We start from the raw sequence: 18,248 nt of genomic DNA on the forward strand, positions 1-18,248 counted from the left end.
GGGAAGGTTGGGATGGGGTAATTCCGCCATGCAACAGCTTTAGATACTAACACAAAAGCGGATTACAAATCCGCAAATACATAGGTTCCGGATTGCAAATCCGAAACAGCGAATGATGATGACAATAACAACGATAAACGAAAGGAGCACTTATGTTTAGTTTATTGCGCAGTATGTGGCTTACGTTTCTGCATGCGTTTCACAAGCGGGAAACCATTCAATATCCAGAGCAAAAGGCCATTCTCCCGACGCGTTGGCGGGGCCGCATTGTGTTGTCGCGAGACCTTGACGGGGGCGAGCGCTGTGTGGCCTGTAACCTCTGTGCCGCCGCCTGCCCCGTGGATTGCATTGCGCTGCAGGCCACCGAAGACCCGACTGGCCGTCGTTATCCTGAGTTCTTCCGCATCAATTTTTCGCGCTGCATTTTTTGTGGATTTTGCGAAGACGCCTGCCCGACTTACGCCATCCAACTCATACCTGATTTTGAGATGGGCGAGTACAACCGACAGAACCTCGTGTATGAGAAAGAGGACCTGCTTATCAACGGACAAGGCAAGTACCATGGCTACAACTACTACAAGGTAGCAGGCTTGGCCATCGGCGGAAAAGGCAAGGGCGAAGCCGAGAACGAATCCCCTCCAGTTGACATCAAAAGTTTACTCCCCTAGCCTATGGAACTTACATTTTATATAGCTGCAGCCGTCGCTGTGTTGGCCACCATCATGGTCATCACGCGCTACAACATGATTCATGCCCTGCTCTATTTGGTGGTCTCTTTTCTGGCCGTCGCGGTGGTGTTTCTGACCATGGGCGCTCCCTTTATGGCTGCCCTCGAAGTTATTGTCTACGCCGGGGCCATCGTGGTGCTCATCATATTTGTCATCATGATGCTGAGCCTCACCCGCGAAGATGTGGAACAGGAAAAGGCCTGGCTTCAACCGAAACTTTGGGTCGGTCCTGCCCTGCTCTCTTTTGTCTTGCTGGCTGAACTGGTATACCTGTTGGTCATCGCCGAAATGCCTGCTACTCCAGCGACTGGTGGCTACGTCGACGCACGGGCTGTCGGGCTGGCGCTGTACGGACCCTATGTGTTGGGTGTGCAACTGTCTGGTATCCTCCTGATGGCAGGTATAGTAGGTGCCTATCACTTGGGTAGACAGAAGAAAAAAGTCATCCACCGCTTCCTGCAGGAAAAGGAACCGCAAAAAGAAAGGAGCGCCGTGCTATGACGACTATACCAATGGAATATGGCTTGCTGCTGGCTGGCATGTTGTTCATGCTGGGACTCATCAGTGTGCTGATTCGCCGCAACATCATTTTCATGCTCATTTCAGTGGAGATTATGCTGAATGCCGCCGGACTGGCCTTTATTGTGGCGGGCAGTCACTGGGCACAGCCGGACGGACAGATCATGTTCATCTTCATCCTCACAATGGCCGCCGCCGAGGTGTCGGTTGGTCTGGCCCTGATACTGCAGATTTATCACCAGCTGAAGACGCTCAACAGCGACGCAGCAAACTTTATGAAAGGATAAGACTATGGGAGAATTACTTTGGTTAATCCCCGCCCTGCCCTTTGCCGGTGCCCTCTTGCTGGTGATCTTCGGCAACCGCATTGCGCGTGGGCTGGTCTCAACCATCGGGGTCGGAAGTGTCGGCATTTCAGCTGCTATCACGCTAGTTTTAGGTATAGAGTATCTTTCTTCCAGGCCGGCCTTTATTCGGCAGGAAGTCTGGCAGTGGTTTGATGTGGCGGGCTTCAGTCCCTCCATCGCTTTTCACCTCGATGCGCTCTCGATGGTCTTCATTTTCGTCATCACTTTCGTGGGTTTTCTGATTCACATTTACTCCACCGAGTACATGGCTGAAGACAAAGACTACGCCCGCTTCTTCGCTTGCATGAACCTCTTTGTTGGCTCTATGCTCATGCTCGTGATGGCCGATAATCTGCTGTTGCTATACCTTGGTTGGGAGGGCGTGGGCCTCTGCTCCTACCTCCTCATCGGTTTCTGGTACAAGGAACCCGCCAACGGGTATGCCGCCCGAAAGGCCTTTATCATCACCCGCGTCGGCGACACGGCCATGGCCATCGGTTTGTTCATGCTATTCCAGCAATTCGGCACACTCCATATCCAAAGTATTTCCACGGAAGCGGTACAGACGTGGACAATAGGTTCTGAAACGGCTGTTATTATTGCTTTCTTACTATTAGGCGGTGCGGTTGGCAAGTCCGGTCAGTTGCCACTGCAGACCTGGCTACCCGACGCGATGGCAGGTCCGACGCCGGTGAGTGCGCTGATACACGCGGCCACCATGGTAACGGCCGGCGTATACCTGATTGCCCGCATGCACGTGGTGTTTGAACTGGCTCCTGCGGCCATGACGGCAGTGGCGGTGATTGGCGCTGTTACCTTGCTCGTCGCAGGTTTTGCGGCGCTCACACAATACGATATCAAACGGGTGCTCGCCTACTCCACCATCAGTCAGGTGGGCTATATGTTCCTGGCTTTGGGTGTGGGGGCCTGGTCGGCGGGAGTGTTCCACTTCATGATTCATGGCTTCTTCAAGGCGCTGCTCTTCCTTTGCGCCGGGGCGATTATTCTGGCACTGCACCACGAACAGGACATGCGCAATATGGGTGGTCTGAGTAAAAAACTACCCATCGTGTTCTATACCTTCCTGATTGGCGCAGCCTCACTCGCGGCCTTCCCGCTGGTATCGGCTGGCTTCTATAGTAAGGACCAGATTCTGTGGCTGCAGCTGGCAGGTGAGAACGGAAACATCTGGCTATACCTGGCTGGTTTGCTCGGCGCTTTTATCACTTCCATCTATACCTTCCGGATGGTCTTCCTCACCTTTTATGGCAAAGAGAAAACCCACGTGGGCCACAAACCGACCTGGGCGATCACAGTGCCGCTGATAATCCTGGGCATTCTCTCCTTTGCAGGTGGTTTCATTGAATTGCCGCACAATTTCGGTCATGTGGTGCTGTTCTCGGACTTCCTCACCCCTATCCTGCCGGCTGTAAGTGTCGTGCCGGACTTCAATCAGTACGAATGGATGTTACAGTTGCTGGCGGCAGTGGTTTCGCTGGTCGGTATTTTCATCGCTTATCTCTTCTACTACAAAAAACCGGAGCTCATCGAGAGCATTCACCGTTCCGAACTGGCCATGGCGATACACCGTTTCTGGCACTCGGGTTGGGGCTTCGACCAACTGTATGACGTGCTTTTTGTGCGTCCTTATGTCTACCTGTCCAAGGTAAATAAAAACGACTTTATCGACGGCTTCTATACCTTCCTTGCCAATGTGACGCAAGGGCTGCACCGGTTATTTTCCACTACCCAGACCGGCGTGATGCGCAACTATGTGATGGGCGTGGTCGTCGGGGCGATTATGATTCTAACCATAAGTCTACTGCTATGATACTGGTCTGGCTGATTGTGATACTGATGGCTGGCGGCGTGCTGGCCTGGATTTCCGGAAAAGTGAATCGTGCCCTTCCCCGCTGGGTGGCGCTGGGTTCGGTAATGGCCGTTTTTGGGATGACGCTATACCTGTGGCTGAGCAACCCTATACCTGTTTTAGGTTCGGCGTGGCTGATACAGTTCTCCCAGCCATGGGTGCCGCAATGGGGAATCCGCTTCAGTCTGGCGCTGGACGGATTGAGTCTGCTCATGCTACTGCTCACCTTTTTTCTGGGTTTGCTGGCGGTGCTTATCTCGTGGCGGGAGATTCACACCAAAGTCGCTTTCTTCCACTTTAATTTGCTATGGGTGCTGGCTGGCATTACGGGTGTGTTCCTGACCATGGACCTCTTCCTTTTTTATTTTTTTTGGGAAATCATGCTCATTCCAATGTACTTTCTCATCGGCATTTGGGGACACGAAAACCGCCGTTACGCCGCCTATAAATTCTTCCTATTCACACAGGCTTCTGGCCTGCTCATGCTGCTGGCCATCCTCGGGCTTTACTTCATCCATGGCAACCAAACAGGCGTTTATACCTTCAGCTATTTCGAACTGCTCAACACAACCTTGGCACCTGAGGCGGCACGCTTGCTCATGTTCGGTTTCCTGGTGGCTTTCTTGGTAAAATTACCCGTCGTGCCGTTCCACTCGTGGCTACCCGACGCCCACTCCGAAGCACCGACCGCAGGCAGCGTGATCCTGGCGGGACTGCTGCTCAAGACTGGGGCGTATGGCTTGCTTCGTTTCGTGCTGCCACTCTTCCCGACGGCCACCGTAGAGTTCGCGCCTTGGGCCATGCTGCTCGGTGTTATCGGCATTATCTATGGAGCGATTCTGGCCTTCTCGCAAACCGACCTGAAGCGACTGGTGGCCTATACCAGTGTGAGCCACATGGGATTTGTGATACTGGGTGTTTTTTCCTTTAATGAGTGGGCATTGCAGGGCGTTGTCATGCAGATGATCACGCACGGGTTGAGCACGGGCGCTCTCTTCATCATCGCCGGATTTTTGTACGAGCGCCTGCATACCCGCGACATCCGGCTAATGGGCGGCTTCTGGTCCACGGCTCCCAAGATGGGCGTTATCGCACTCATCTTCGTCATGGCCTCGCTTGGCCTGCCCGGACTTGGCAATTTCATCGCAGAGTTCCTGACTTTGGTTGGCTCGTGGCAGGCCAATAACTGGCTGACGGTTTTTGCGACCATCGGATTAGTCATGGCGACCATCTATTCGCTGCGCATCATGCAGAAAATCTTCTTCGAAGCCAACCGCATGGAGCAAGCACTACCTGACCTGAACGCCCGCGAAATGCTTATTGCTATACCTATGGTGGCAATGATTTTGTGGCTCGGCCTGTACCCGCAACCCATTCTCGACACGGCACGCCCGAGTATACAGGAGCAATTACAGGCTTACACTAAGCCTGCCCAAGAACAGGTGCCCGTTGCTCGCGTTGATGTACCTGCAAAGAAAACCATCTATATAAAGAGAACTGGCACGAAAAACCCGGAAGAAACCAAGCCATCTTCAAATCTCCAAATCACTAAATCTTCAAATTGATACGCCATGACCCTGACTGATTTCCAACACCTCATGCCGCTGCTCATCCTCACCGTTGCGGTGCTGGTGTCTATGCTGGTGATAGCGGTGGGACGCAACCATAAAATTATGTATGTGATTACGGCTGTCTCATTTCTGGCTGCTTTTGCCTCGCTGTTCGATCTTCGCGATGTTGGCCGCTATACCATCGAGCCGCTGCTGGTCATAGATGGTTTTGGCGTGTTTTACATCGGCATGATTTTGCTCACTGCTTTACTCATCAGTATGTTGTCCTATGCCTACTTCGAGCAAAGGGAAGAACGCAAGGAAGAGTATTACATCCTGCTCCTGTTAGCCACCATCGGGGCATGCGTATTGGTCATCAGCAAGCATTTCGCTTCCCTATTCCTGGGCCTGGAAATACTCACCGTGTCGCTTTATGCCCTTATCGCCTACCTGCGCACACGGGAGCGCTCTGACGAAGCAGGTATAAAGTACTTGATTCTGGCCGCCTTTTCCTCTGCTTTTTTGCTCTTCGGGATGGCCCTAGTATACGCCAGCACCGGCACCATGGAATTTGCAGGTATAGCCGCGGCCATGTCGGGCTTTACGGAACTACCGCTGCTTATGCTCACAGGCTTCGGTCTGATGATTGTCGGCATTGGCTTTAAGCTAAGTGTGGTGCCCTTTCATATGTGGGCACCGGATGTGTATGAAGGCGCTCCGGCTCCGGTCACGGCTTTTATTGCCACCGTTTCGAAAGGCGGTGTACTGGGTGTACTAATTCGCTTTTTCATGGAAGTCGATGGTTTCCGCTACCCGACACTTGTGCTCATTTTCACCATCGTGGCCATTGCATCCATGCTCGCCGGAAACCTGCTGGCATTGTTGCAGCGCAATGTGAAACGCATACTCGCCTATTCTTCCATTGCCCACTTAGGTTACTTACTGGTGGCTTTTTTGGCGGGCAACCAGATGGGCGTAGAAGCGGTGACCTTTTACCTGGTGGCCTATTTCATTACCACCGTCGGGGCCTTTGGCGTCGTGGCCATGCTGTCGGACAAGGAGCGAGACGCCGAGCAATTGGAGGATTACCGCGCCCTGCTTTGGCGCAGACCCTGGACGGCGGCGGTCTTCACGGCAATGCTGCTTTCGCTGGCAGGTATACCGCTCACGGCCGGCTTTGTCGGTAAGTTCTACATCCTGGCGGCAGGGGTGAATACGCAGCTCTGGCTTTTAGTAGTTATGTTGGCGCTCAATAGTGTCGTAGGCCTGTTTTACTACATCCGGCTGGTAGCCATCATGTTCCAGCAGCCGGAAGCCGACACCGAAGTGCAGCCGCGTGGCAAACTACGGCCATCCATCTATTTAGCCAGTGTCGGGACATTAACTATTCTGGCGCTGCTGCTGGTTTATATTGGTGTATACCCGTCAGGTTTGTTGCAGGTAATCCAAGGATTGATTGTATCGACAGTACCATAAGATTTTACATACAGTTCAATTCGAAGGCTCTTTCCATGGAAAGAGCCTTTTTTCTTTTAGACTTCGACAATTCACAGGTTTCCTTCAGATAACGGGAGGTAACACAACCTGTCCAGCATGATCACATGCAACTAATACCCAAATTAATAACTCAATAAAACCAAAGTATTTATTGCCTTAATCACATAATATTTCGTACATCTTAGTATCTGTTTACTGCCGTTTGGAATAGGATGTAATCTCGGGAAATGTCAAGCGTTGGGTTATTGGCATAGCTTTTATTGTGGGGAAGACTGACTCTTGACAAGAAGAACATTCAAATTGCCAGCCTGTATTCCTGTATCAGGATGAAAAGAAAATATCAGTGACCGATTTTGGGTAGCAGGTAGCCTTAAAATTCTATAGTCGGTTGTACGATTCCCTCAGTTCATAAATTACCAACAATAGCAACGAACTAGAGCCACCCTCTTTCTCAACAAACAGAAAACATGTGAGCGAGAAAGCATTGGGCAGAGCAGGTGGAGGGTCCTGCCAGTATGATAAAAGCACTTAGCAATTCTTCACGACATTTAATTTTCTTACAGACAATTGAACCAAACGACGGAACATCTGAATTGAAAAATGCAGGTAGAAACCAAAAAAATACATCGAAATATAAAGGGATAGCCAGAGAGCATGGTCACCAAAAAGAAAGATACCTTCCAGATAGTTCCTTTTAGTCCCGCCTACGAAAGAGACTTACTGGAATTGGAGCGGATGACAGCACAGGGGTTTCTGATAAAGATGGAAATGTCGCGACCGCACTTTCTCAGCCGGGCTGAAACCTTTGAAAAGCATGCGGCCTACGTGGTACTGCAGGAGGGCACAAAACCAGTAGCCTGCGGAATTGGGGCGGAAGTGCCCCTTTGCCTGGAAGGAAACCTGCATCGTGCCGGTTTTGGATTCGATGTGCTTGTAAACCCTGCGTTCCGGAACCTGGGAATAGGCAAGACTATCACACAACATGTTACCAATCAATTCTTCAACCCTCAGAAACTCGCCCCGCAGTTCACCACTACGAAGATAAACAACCTGCCCACGCTCCAACTGCTGTCCAGGTCCTACAGGAATACCCATCTTTACGAGTTCCTATACCTTTCTTTTCCTACTGCCAAAACGATTAGGGTCGATTCGAATAACATTGATGACACGCGGTTTAAAGTAGACCTCCTCTCCAGCCATGACAAGCTTACAGATTATTACGAAACCACCGAAAGCGGACTCGGGCTTTGGAAAACGCACAAGTTCTACCAACTTAGGGTGAAATCAGTCAACCCGGTTTTAAGTGGCGGCATGTTGCTTGGCAGTCGGCTCATCCGCATCAACAAATATGTTCCAGTGGTCGGCTCAATCCTCAAAACAGTGACTGTTTTCAACCTGACCTCCAGCAACGTCAACACTTTGCCGGAGGTATCGCTTCAGCTTTACAAGGAAGGAATAAATTACATCCAGATCTGCTGTCAGCCAAGTGACCCTGTCTACAGGGCGCTGCACAAAAGCGCCATCAATGCGTTCAGCTACTACCTGGTAAGCACCCAGGAATTCGACGCGCACAAACGCATCACTGTTGATGTCCGGTGTCTCTGACAAATCCTGTATCTTTACCTGCAGCATATCCTATACCTATGAGATTCTTTTTGTTGATTTTCCTTTGCCTCCTGTCGCAGCCATACCTGTCTCTTGCGGTGCATCAACCTGACAGTACTAAAGTCATATTCTCCGTTTATGCGCCTACTCTCCCGCAGGACGCCAGCGTATACCTGACCGGCAGCACGCCGGAACTCGGCAACTGGAACCCGTCCAAAGTGGCAATGGAGTATACCGGTGAACACACCTGGCGCAAGCAGCTGTACCTGAAAGAAAAGTCAATCGCCTATAAATTCACGCTGGGTTCCTGGGAAAGAGAGGCAGCCAACGAACAGGGCCAGCCTTTACCGAATTTCAACCTGCAAGTAAGCCGGGATACCCTGGTACGTCATGAGTTAAAATACTGGCTCTCTAGAGATTCAAAGAAGCAAATAACAGGAGGCATAACCGGTCAGGTTGTTTACCACCACAACCTGACTGCTGACAGTTTGAAAAGCCGCGATGTAGTGGTCTGGCTTCCGCCGGGTTATGAGAAGGGCAACAGGCGCTATCCGGTGTTGTACATGCACGACGGCCAAAACGTGTTCGACCCGGCCACCAGCTCTTTCGGTGTGGACTGGCGCATTGACGAAACAGCAGACAGCCTCATCAGAAACGGTAAAATGGAACCTACTATTATAGTAGGTATAAATAACACAGCGGATCGCATGCAAGAGTATGTGCCTGGAGAAAAGGGCAGTGCTTACATGGAGTTTGTAGTGCATACCGTCAAGCCGCTGATAGACCAGCATTACCGTACGAAAACCGGCCCTAAGCATACCCTTACCGGCGGGTCATCAGCAGGCGGCATCATGGCGTTTATGCTGGCTTGGGAATACCCGGGCGTATTCAGCAAGGCGATCTGCATGTCCCCGGCTTTCAAGATCATGCACATCGATTATGTTAAGGATGTACAGGCCTATAGCGGCAGCAAGAAGAAGCTTAAGTTGTACATTGATAATGGAGGCATTGACCTAGAAGCCCGTCTGCAACCAGGTATAGACGATATGCTGACAGCCTTGCAGCAGAAGGGCTACCGCGAAGGCAAAGACTACCTTTGGGTACACGACAAGCAGGCACAGCATAACGAAGCCGCCTGGGCAAAACGCCTGCCACAGGCACTGATCTTTCTATTGGGGAAGTAGCGGACGTTTATACCTAAGATGGCCTCTGAATAGTAAAAAACATATATTTTACATTTTCTGCTCTCAACCTGCTTTCAGTCATTTATTTCACTGCCTGCGCTATACAACACCATGGCGCTCTGGAACCTTATGGCATTTTTCCTTATCTTGAAGAACAATTATCTTACAACTTTCCGGTTATAAAGACAGGTAAAAGAAAGGAGCACGTTATGGGACAGCAATTTTTGAAGTACGGATGGATACTGGTAGCACCGCTACTGATTTTACAGTTAAGCAGTGAGAACACCCTGAAACTAAGCGCGACACCGAATGAGCGCAACGGCAAAGTGTTTGAGTCAAACAGGCAAATGTTCAGCTCCCCTGCCCTGCCCGATGCCATTACCTTTGCTGGTGAGCCTGTGCCCTTGCATGTGCCCGATGTAGCAGAGCGCCTAGACCGTGAATTGCTGGCGAATGCCTACCTGCACACCAGCACCCTGATGGCCCTCAAACGCATGCAGCGCTACGTTCCAGAAATCAAGCAAATGCTCCAGGAGAACAACATTCCGGAAGATTTTGTATACCTGGCGCTGGCCGAAAGTCTGTTAAGTCATGTTACTTCGCCTGCCGGCGCGTCCGGTTTCTGGCAGTTGATGCCCGACACAGCCCGCGGCTACGGCATGATTGTAAACAGCGAAGTAGACGAACGCTACCATATTCAAAAATCGACCCTGGCAGCCTGCCGGTACCTGAAAACCGCTAAATCCAAGTTCGGAACCTGGACTAACGCCGCCGCGTCCTATAATCGCGGAATGGGCGGTATAGACCGTGCCATGAAACAGCAGGGCGTTTCTGATTACTACGACCTATACCTGAACGATGAGACCTCGCGCTACATGTTCCGCATTCTGGCTTTGAAAGAAATACTGGGCAATCCAAAAAAATACGGCTTCGATCTGCCCGAAGAACATGGGTATAAGCCGCTCACCAGCAAACCTCTCACCGTGAACAAAACAATCACGGATCTGCCGGCTTTCGCATTGGAGCAAGGTATAAATTACAAAACCCTCCGCCTCTACAACCCCTGGATTAGAGGATATAAGTTGACAGTACCGGATGGTAAAACCTATGTTCTGCAAATGCCGATGTAGGTTTAGGTTCAACGATAAAGACGCAAGACTTCCAATGAGGCAAATGTAGATAAAGTACCGCCATCAGGTATAGCAACAGGCTTATACCTGCACCAAGCAAAAAGGGAGCGACGGAAACATCCGTCGCTCCCTTGCTGTATAACGGGGCATGAGCAGAGCATTTGTTAAAGAAGACGACGCAGGCGAAGCGCCCATCATTCCGCCCCGGGCCGCCCTGCCTGCTGGCGTTCCCAACTATGTACGTCCGCAGGGCCTAGAAAAGCTTCGGGCCGAGCTGGAAGCACTGGAGACAGAACGCAGCGCCGTAGAAGCCAACCGCGAAAACGATGCGGACCGCACCCGCCAACTCACTATCCTTAACGGTAAGCTAAACGCATTAAACGGAAGAATAGCCAGCGCAAAAGTCATTGACCCACAAGAGCAAACCACCGACGAAGTCCGTTTTGGGGCAACAGTCAGGCTACGCACCATTCGTGGCAGCCAACCTGGCACCATCCGGCAGTTTACCATCGTGGGCGTAGACGAAGCCGACGTCACGCAAGGCCTGATTGCATTTGTAGCTCCTATTGCCCAGGCCGTGACGGGTGCCAAAGTCGGAGAAAAACTGCTCCTCAAATTAGGCCGCTTAGAAGACGAAGTGGAGGTACAGGAAATCAGGTATGACCAAACTTCTTAACGAGATCAGATCAATGCTGATGTCCTTGAGGCGCTCTTGCTGGGGTTGCAGCATCAGCGGCACCAGTGCGCTGCCCCCTTCTATAGGTCTCCTCGGTTTCGCCGCATGTTAGCATGGCCTGCCCGAAATAAGGATTTTGGATATCCTCCAACTCACTCAACCAGTATGCCCCTTTATCGCCCAATGCCATAGGGCACGACTGTATGTAGGCTACCTCCTGCTGAATCCCGAATACCTTCACAGCCTCGATCACATGGTCAGACAAAGGTGAGAAAGCAGCCCTTTGTTTTTCCAGATCACGGCTTTTCTGAATAGCCTCGGCATTGGACTTCAGTGTTGGCAGCAGCGCCATCCATTGGTCATGCAGCTTTCCATCGAGAGCGCCCATGTCAACTTCGCCCAGTTTCAGAGCAAAGGTTCCTGCCGCCTGACGGGCTTTCGGCACATCCGATGCCACCAATGCATTCTTTAAGGCATAGTATTGGTTAATGACCTCGGTGAGTTGTTTCTGGAAAGTTTCCGGGGCTTTTGGACCTCCTGCCGGCGGCATGGACATCATACTGTAATTACCCCGTAACTGAGCGGCGCCATCCACGGCAAAAACGCCGTTGGTTACCACTTCCTCGCCATCCTGCAAACCGGACGCTATCACATACCGATCGCCCATGCGGGGCCCCAGTGTCACCTCGCGCATCTCAAAAGCCGGCATATCCTGCCCATCCACTTTCACATAAACGACCGAGCGCTTGCCAGTCCAGAGTACAGCACTACTTGGCACCGACAGCGACTTTTCTTTTGCACCTGTCGATGTCCTGATGCGTGCGTCCGCAAACATGCCCGGCTTCAACTGGTTGCCCGGATTCTGTACTTCCGCCCGCACCTCAATGGCACGTGTCGTAGGATCGAGCACCGGGGTAATAAAGGCTACCTTGGCGGTGAACTCCTTGCCTGGTATGCCGGGTACCGTGAAGGTGATATTGCCGCCTTGCTTGATCCAGGCCAGGTCAGCCTCATACGCGTCCAGCACCACCCACACAGAAGATAAATTAGCCACTTCAAACAGCGCGGTGCCTGTCGCCACATAGTCGCCGGTATTGACCAGACGCTCTGTCACCACACCGGCGGCATCGGCATAAATGTCGAACTGCGTGATGATGTCCTTGGCATTCTCAATTCGCCGGATCTGCGCGTCAGTCAGCTTCCAAAGCTTCAGTTTGGAGCGGGCAGCCTCATACAGTTCCGGCATCAGACTTTTTGCGCGGGCAGCCTCCTGCAGTTCGCGTTGCGCCGTGATCAGTTCCGGTGAGTAGAGCGACGCCAGTCGCTCCCCCCGGCGCACTTCCTGACCCGTGAAGTTCACATAGAGCCGCTCAATACGACCCGGAAACTTGGCTGTGATAGAAGATACCTGCTGTTCATTCAATGCCACCCGCCCTGACAACGATAATTCATTTTCGGGGTTCACCGTCTCCATCTTTGTGGTCTGGATGTTGGATAGTGCGATGGCCTCCGGCGTCATTTCCAGCACATAGGGGTTCGTTTTGTCATTGCTCCCACCATTGCGCACCGGAATCAGGTCCATACCACAAAGCGGGCATTTACCGGGTCCGTCCTGCCTGATCTGCGGGTGCATGGAACAGGTATACTCTGTAGCGCCCGCTACTTCCTCGGTATGCTCATGCTCCGGTTCCGAACTCCGTCCGCCAAACAGCAGCCAGCCCAGCAGCAAACCGCCCAAGGCCACGAGTAGATAGGTTCCGATTTTTTTATTTCTAGCGTTCATATTTTTTGAATTCTGAGTCTATTTGTGTGCTGAGTTAGTTCAGACTTGCCAGGTTACTCTCCTGCGCCCAGTGCCTAACATCTTGGTACTTGCGTCTCTAGTTATCGCCCTGCATCATTCTGTTGATGGCGGACACCGCAATATGCTGGTTCGTGATGGCCTGCAATTGCTGTTGCCTGTAGCTAAGCAGTGCCTGTCGCTGACGGATAATCTCTTCTATACCTGTGCCCGTCACTGAATAGTTTGTCGTGAGCAGGCGAATGGTCTGTTCTGTCAGGGTAACCTGATCCTTGAGCAGATTGATCCTACTAACCGCACTTTGATAGTCATAAAGCAGGGTTTCCAGCTCCGTGAACAATTCCCGCTCTGTTGCTTCCTTCTGATAGGTCGCTGCCTGTTGCAGTAACTCCGCTTCTTTCCTGGCTGCACTGTATTTTTTCCGGTAGATCGGCAGTGTCAGGGTTACCATTGGCATCACCATGTTTTCACCCCCCATCGTCATCTGGGTCGCTTCGTCGGTGCGTGGTTTAAACACCATGTAATTCAACCCGACACCGAACATCGGCCTCCCCATCAGCTGCGCCATCCGTATTTGCGACTCCCGGGCCTTCTCATCCCACTCGTACATTTTGAGCATCGGGTGGTTGCTGCGTATCGAATCCTCGATCAGGGACAGGGTGGCCGGTAGCGGTGCGGGCAAAAGGGTGTCTGCTGAGATGACCGTTATAGTTGGTCGACGGCGCAGCAACTGGTTAAAAGCAAACTGAAGCGGCCGGCGAGCCTCGTGGTGAATCTGTACCTGGTTTTCAAGCTCCTTTACCTGCAAACGAATGAGCATCACATCGACCATGGTAGTGCCGCCGGTGCTCCCCATGCTTGACATACCGCCACCACCTGATGGCACACCGCCAGCGCTGCTTGTCGTGCCTCCACCTGATCCACCCATGCCGGCCATACCTGAACTACCGCTTCCGGCAGTGCCTGCAGCGCTAGTGGCACCGCCTGTCGTACCGCGGCTTGTAGTGGCTGCACCAGATGTACCACCCACGGGAGCCGTCTTATACTTTGCCAGCGCCAGTCGTTCGAGTGTTTTCATGATCTCCAGCTCCTTCTCCATCAGAATCGACTCCTGGTCGTTCAGGTATAGCTGATACCAGATGGTGCGTACCTGATGGTATAGGTTGATCTTCGCTTCTATAAAGGCAGCGAATTTCATTTGCGCCATGTAGTTTGCCTCGTCCCGGGCCGCCTGCTGCGAACCGAACCAGGGGAACATCTGCATAACCGACACTTCGCCTACCTGGTTGCCCATGAAACGCTCCATTGGACGCAGGAAAAAATTGAAGGAAGCCTCCGGATCTGGCAGTGCCCCTACCTGCGGTGCACGCTGCAATGCCGCCTGGTATTCCGCATAGCGCGCCTTCAATACCGGGCTGTTCTCCCCGGCCTCCACCAGATGTGCTTCCAGCGTTTGTGCCTGCGCCAGGGGCATCGCCCCCAGCACGAATATTATGATGACCAGTATCTTTTTCATACGGATTCTTTTTTGAATTTGAGTTCTTCGCGCCAACTATACAGCACCGGCACGATCAGCAAGGTGATCAGGGCAACAAACATACCCCCAAACGAAGGTATAGCCATCGGGATCATGATGTCGGAGCCACGACCAGAAGAGGTGAGCACCGGCAACAGTGCCAGCAAGGTGGTGGCGGTGGTCATCAGGCAGGGGCGCACGCGGCGTATACCTGCCTCCATCACAGCTGCCCGCACTTCCGCCCTGGACTTCGGGTTGTTTTGCTCAAAGCTTTGTTTCAGATACGTGCCCATGACAACGCCATCATCGGTGGCGATACCGAACAGGGCGATAAAGCCCACCCATACCGCCACACTCAGGTTGAAGCTGCGCATCTGAAAAAGCTCCCGCATGTTCGTCTCCCCGAAAGAGAAGTTCATGAACCAGCCCTGACTGTACAGCCACAGCATCATAAAGCCTCCGGCAAAAGCCATGGCGATGGATGTGAAAATGAAAAGGGACGTACTCACCGACCTGAACTGGAAATACAGAATCAGGAAGATGATCAGTAAGCTGAGCGGCACAATGAACGCCAGTCGCTCCTCAGCACGAACCTGATTCTCGTAGTTACCGGAAAACTTGTAGCTCACCCCTGCCGGCACCACCAGTTCGCCGGAAGCGATCATCTCCTGCAGGTAACGCTGTGCATCCTCCACCACCGATACTTCGGCAAATCCCTCCTGCTTGTCGAGCAGCACATAGCCGGTCAGGAAAGAGTCCTCTCCTCGAATCATCATCGGCCCCGGGCGGAACTCAACGTTTGCAATGGACGCCAGTGGAATCTGAGCGCCGCTGGACGTAGCGATCATAATACGGTTAACCGATTCCGGATCGTTGCGGTACTCGCGGGCATAGCGGGCACGGATGGAGTAGCGCTCACGTCCCTCTACCGTGGTGGTCAGCGCCATCCCTCCCATCGCCACTTCGATATACTCCTGCACATTGGCCACGTTAAGACCGTAACGGCCCATCGCCTGGCGGTCCAGGTCAATCTCCATATAAGGCTTACCCAACGAACGGTCTGCGTATACAGCCTCTGGTTTAACCGAAGGCACCTCTTTGAGCAGACGCTCCAGCTGCATGCTGAAGTTCTCGATCGTCTGCAAATCCGGTCCGTATACCTTCACGCCCATGGGCGCGCGCATACCGGTTTGCAGCATCACGAGTCGGGTTTCGATTGGTTGCAGCTTCGGAGCGGATGTTACTCCAGGCAGATCGGCCACTGCCACGATCTCATTCCAGATATCGTCCGGTGTGCGGATGTGGTCTCGCCATTGGCGAAAGTACTCACCACGCTTGTCTTCGATCAGATTGCCCTTTCCGTCGCGGACAAAATTGCCATCGTCATCTACTTTAAAGCGCACCTTGTACCCGTTCTCATCTGTGATGTACTCTGATTTATATTGAATCACATTCTCGTACATCGACATTGGGGCCGGGTCCAGCGCTGTTTCGGCACGGCCTGCTTTGCCTACTACCATTTCCACCTCAGGTATGGCCGTGATCAGCATATCGAGTTGTTGCAAGTAGCGCTTGTTTGCCTCTACCCCCGTGTGCGGCATAGAGGTTGGCATCAGCAGGAATGCCCCTTCGTCCAGCGAGGGCATGAACTCCTTGCCCATACCCGGAAAGGTATGCACCAGTCCACTCCACGGAGATGAGGTACGCACATTGATCCCTACTTTATCGAAACCGTTGGCCACCCAGCCGAACACGCCGTTAAAGCCAATCCAAATATTTAGGCCCAACAGCATAATGAAAGCAGGGATGAGTAGGAAAGTCCCTTTGTTAGCCAGACACCAGCCCAACACACGCGGGTATACATGAATGAAGAACGAGAAAGCGCCCAAGACCAATCCGATGATCAGCAGGATGAAAAGGAAGTTGACAAAATAACTGACGGACACACCCAACGGCACCCACTCGGTCGCCAGCAGCCACGACACGGCAAGTACGGCTATACCTACCATGATCAGGCTGTGATGGCGCCCGAAGCGTTCCGGTTGGTAATAGCTGAGCAGGTTGTTCGCCGCGATCAGGATTAAGGTTATACCTGCCAGCGGCACAATGAACAAGGCCACGATACCCAAGCCAACCAACGCCCAGTTCAGGATCTTACTCCACGCCACATTGCGCGACCTCAATCCGAAAATAGTATGCGCAAATGCTGGCATGATCAGGATAGTGAAGATCAGTGAGGCCACCAGTGCAAAGGTCTTGGTATAGGCTAACGGACCAAATAGCTTCCCTTCCGCCGCTTCCAGCGTGAATACCGGAAGGAACGAAACGATGGTCGTGGAAACGGCCGTCAGGATGGCGGTGGCTACTTCCGTGGTGGCATTATAGACAGTTTTCACCAGCGATTGGCCTGGAGGTGCCTCGTCCATGTGTCGCAGAATGTTCTCATTGAGGATAATGCCCAGATCGACCATGGTACCAATGGCGATAGCTATACCTGAAAGGGCCACAATGTTTGCGTCCACCCCAAAGTATTTCATCAGGATAAATGTCATCAGCACAGCCAGTGGCAGCAGCGCTGAAATGAGTAACGAAGCCCGCAGGTTGTATACCATCACGATGATCACGATGATGGTGATCAGGATCTGGAGGATAATGGCAGTGTTGAGCGTACCCAGCGTCTCGTTGATGAGCTGCGTGCGGTCATAGAAGGGCACCACGGTAACTTTGGAAATACGCCCATCAGCCAGTTTCTTGGAAGGCAAACCGGCAGCGATGTCGTCCAGTTTGGCTTTTACATTGTTGATGACGGCCAGCGGATTATCGCCATAGCGTGCAATTACCACACCGCCTACAGCCTCGGCGCCGCTCTTGTCGAGTATGCCTAGCATGGACCGGTCAGCCGGACCGATGTTCACCCGCCCGATGTCACGGATGCGGATCGGCACGTTGTTGGCTACCCGCACGGTAGCGTCCTCAATGTCGCTGATATCCTTCACATAGCCCAGACCGCGCACCAGGTACTCGATTTGGTTTATCTCGACGGTGCTGGCCCCTACATCCTGGTTGCTGTTTTTGAGCGCATTCATCACCTCCATCATCGAGACGTTGTTGGCTTTCATGGCCACCGGGTCCAGGTCTACCTGATACTCCTTGATATATCCACCGACGGATGCCACTTCGGCTACACCCTGCGCACCGGCCAAGGCATATTTCACATAGAAATCCTGAATACTGCGCAACTCGTGCACGTCCCAGCCCCCGGCGGGTTTGCCTTCTTCGTCGCGTCCCTCCAGGGTATACCAGTATACCTGCCCCAATGCAGTGGCGTCGGGTCCCAGTTTTGGAGTGGTCTCGGCAGGTAGCAGGTCCGCTGGCAGCGAGTTTAGTTTCTCGAGTATGCGCGAGCGGCTCCAGTAGTACTCCACGTCATCCTCAAAAATGACATAGATACTCGAGAAGCCGAACATAGAGGTAGAGCGAATGGTCTTCACGCCCGGCATACCCAGAAGCGAAGTGGTAAGCGGATAGGTAATCTGGTCCTCCACGTCCTGCGGAGAGCGGCCCATCCACTCGGTAAAGATGATCTGCTGGTTTTCGCCAATGTCAGGTATGGCGTCTACCGGAACAGGATCGCGGGGAAGGAAAGTCACGTTCCAGTTGAAAGGCGCTACCATCACACCCCAGGCCACGATCAGGAGCAGCAGCAGGGTTGTCACCAGCTTCTGTTCCAAAAAGAATTTTATAATGTTATTTAACATGCTTTGTTCGATTGAATGCAAGAAGAAATGGCGTTTCCTGTCTGGGAAAGCCAATAGCTATACCTGA

At 52.4% G+C, this 18,248-nt stretch carries 13 protein-coding genes; 10 read left to right on the forward strand and 3 right to left on the reverse strand.

The window, feature by feature from the left end:
* Positions 1–152 precede the first annotated feature (152 nt).
* From nuoI to H9Q13_RS04550, 10 genes are all read left to right on the forward strand, one after another.
* Positions 153–668 (forward strand): NADH-quinone oxidoreductase subunit NuoI, encoded by a 516-nt coding sequence (gene nuoI, locus H9Q13_RS04505; protein ID WP_191182521.1) that lies wholly within the window; start codon positions 153–155, stop codon positions 666–668.
* 3 nt (positions 669–671) lie between these two features.
* The gene (nuoJ, locus tag H9Q13_RS04510; RefSeq protein WP_191182522.1) at positions 672–1,229 is read left to right on the forward strand and encodes an NADH-quinone oxidoreductase subunit J; all 558 of its coding nucleotides are present in this window, start codon (positions 672–674) and stop codon (positions 1,227–1,229) included.
* Positions 1,226–1,534 (forward strand): NADH-quinone oxidoreductase subunit NuoK, encoded by a 309-nt coding sequence (gene nuoK, locus H9Q13_RS04515; RefSeq protein ID WP_191182523.1) that lies wholly within the window; start codon positions 1,226–1,228, stop codon positions 1,532–1,534. The genes nuoJ and nuoK overlap by 4 nt, the downstream gene beginning before the upstream one ends.
* 4 nt (positions 1,535–1,538) lie before the next feature.
* On the forward strand, positions 1,539–3,425 hold the full coding sequence (gene nuoL / locus H9Q13_RS04520; RefSeq protein WP_191182524.1) for an NADH-quinone oxidoreductase subunit L: 1,887 nt from the start codon (positions 1,539–1,541) through the stop codon (positions 3,423–3,425).
* The gene (nuoM, locus tag H9Q13_RS04525) at positions 3,422–5,029 is read left to right on the forward strand and encodes an NADH-quinone oxidoreductase subunit M (RefSeq protein WP_224744053.1); all 1,608 of its coding nucleotides are present in this window, start codon (positions 3,422–3,424) and stop codon (positions 5,027–5,029) included. The genes nuoL and nuoM overlap by 4 nt, the downstream gene beginning before the upstream one ends.
* Before the next feature lie 6 nt (positions 5,030–5,035).
* On the forward strand, positions 5,036–6,490 hold the full coding sequence (locus H9Q13_RS04530) for an NADH-quinone oxidoreductase subunit N (protein ID WP_191182525.1): 1,455 nt from the start codon (positions 5,036–5,038) through the stop codon (positions 6,488–6,490).
* A gap of 675 nt (positions 6,491–7,165) precedes the next feature.
* Positions 7,166–8,116, forward strand: coding sequence for a GNAT family N-acetyltransferase (locus H9Q13_RS04535; protein WP_191182526.1), 951 nt, complete (start codon positions 7,166–7,168; stop codon positions 8,114–8,116).
* Between the two features lie 38 nt (positions 8,117–8,154).
* A complete protein-coding gene (locus H9Q13_RS04540; protein ID WP_191182527.1) occupies positions 8,155–9,300 on the forward strand; it encodes an alpha/beta hydrolase-fold protein in 1,146 nt (381 codons plus the stop codon).
* Positions 9,301–9,509: 209 nt separating this feature from the next.
* Positions 9,510–10,430: a lytic transglycosylase domain-containing protein gene (locus H9Q13_RS04545; RefSeq protein ID WP_191182528.1), complete on the forward strand. Its 921-nt coding sequence runs from the start codon at positions 9,510–9,512 to the stop codon at positions 10,428–10,430.
* A 148-nt stretch (positions 10,431–10,578) separates the two neighbouring features.
* A complete protein-coding gene (locus H9Q13_RS04550; RefSeq protein ID WP_191182529.1) occupies positions 10,579–11,106 on the forward strand; it encodes a GreA/GreB family elongation factor in 528 nt (175 codons plus the stop codon).
* Between the two features lie 10 nt (positions 11,107–11,116).
* Here H9Q13_RS04550 and H9Q13_RS04555 read toward each other — a convergent pair whose 3' ends face one another.
* The 3 genes from H9Q13_RS04555 to H9Q13_RS04565 all read right to left on the reverse strand — a co-directional run bounded on the left by H9Q13_RS04555 (position 11,117) and on the right by H9Q13_RS04565 (position 18,181).
* Positions 11,117–12,889, reverse strand: a complete 1,773-nt coding sequence (locus H9Q13_RS04555; protein ID WP_191182530.1) for an efflux RND transporter periplasmic adaptor subunit — start codon at positions 12,887–12,889, stop codon at positions 11,117–11,119.
* A 97-nt stretch (positions 12,890–12,986) separates the two neighbouring features.
* Entirely contained in the window at positions 12,987–14,423 is a 1,437-nt protein-coding gene (locus tag H9Q13_RS04560; protein ID WP_191182531.1) for a TolC family protein, read from the reverse strand.
* Positions 14,420–18,181, reverse strand: a complete 3,762-nt coding sequence (locus tag H9Q13_RS04565) for an efflux RND transporter permease subunit (protein ID WP_191182532.1) — start codon at positions 18,179–18,181, stop codon at positions 14,420–14,422. The genes H9Q13_RS04560 and H9Q13_RS04565 overlap by 4 nt, the downstream gene beginning before the upstream one ends.
* Positions 18,182–18,248 lie beyond the last annotated feature (67 nt).

The organism is Pontibacter aquaedesilientis, assembly GCF_014773225.1.
Classification (GTDB): domain Bacteria; phylum Bacteroidota; class Bacteroidia; order Cytophagales; family Hymenobacteraceae; genus Pontibacter; species Pontibacter aquaedesilientis.

Bases quoted from the DNA above. Each gene is read 5' to 3' on its own strand.
- nuoI (WP_191182521.1), top strand. From the start codon at position 153: ATGTTTAGTTTATTGCGCAGTATGTGGCTTACGTTTCTGCATGCGTTT.
- nuoJ (WP_191182522.1), top strand. From the start codon at position 672: ATGGAACTTACATTTTATATAGCTGCAGCCGTCGCTGTGTTGGCCACC.
- nuoK (WP_191182523.1), top strand. From the start codon at position 1,226: ATGACGACTATACCAATGGAATATGGCTTGCTGCTGGCTGGCATGTTG.
- nuoL (WP_191182524.1), top strand. From the start codon at position 1,539: ATGGGAGAATTACTTTGGTTAATCCCCGCCCTGCCCTTTGCCGGTGCC.
- nuoM (WP_224744053.1), top strand. From the start codon at position 3,422: ATGATACTGGTCTGGCTGATTGTGATACTGATGGCTGGCGGCGTGCTG.
- H9Q13_RS04530 (WP_191182525.1), top strand. From the start codon at position 5,036: ATGACCCTGACTGATTTCCAACACCTCATGCCGCTGCTCATCCTCACC.
- H9Q13_RS04535 (WP_191182526.1), top strand. From the start codon at position 7,166: ATGGTCACCAAAAAGAAAGATACCTTCCAGATAGTTCCTTTTAGTCCC.
- H9Q13_RS04540 (WP_191182527.1), top strand. From the start codon at position 8,155: ATGAGATTCTTTTTGTTGATTTTCCTTTGCCTCCTGTCGCAGCCATAC.
- H9Q13_RS04545 (WP_191182528.1), top strand. From the start codon at position 9,510: ATGGGACAGCAATTTTTGAAGTACGGATGGATACTGGTAGCACCGCTA.
- H9Q13_RS04550 (WP_191182529.1), top strand. From the start codon at position 10,579: ATGAGCAGAGCATTTGTTAAAGAAGACGACGCAGGCGAAGCGCCCATC.
- H9Q13_RS04555 (WP_191182530.1), bottom strand. From the start codon at position 12,889: ATGAACGCTAGAAATAAAAAAATCGGAACCTATCTACTCGTGGCCTTG.
- H9Q13_RS04560 (WP_191182531.1), bottom strand. From the start codon at position 14,423: ATGAAAAAGATACTGGTCATCATAATATTCGTGCTGGGGGCGATGCCC.
- H9Q13_RS04565 (WP_191182532.1), bottom strand. From the start codon at position 18,181: ATGTTAAATAACATTATAAAATTCTTTTTGGAACAGAAGCTGGTGACA.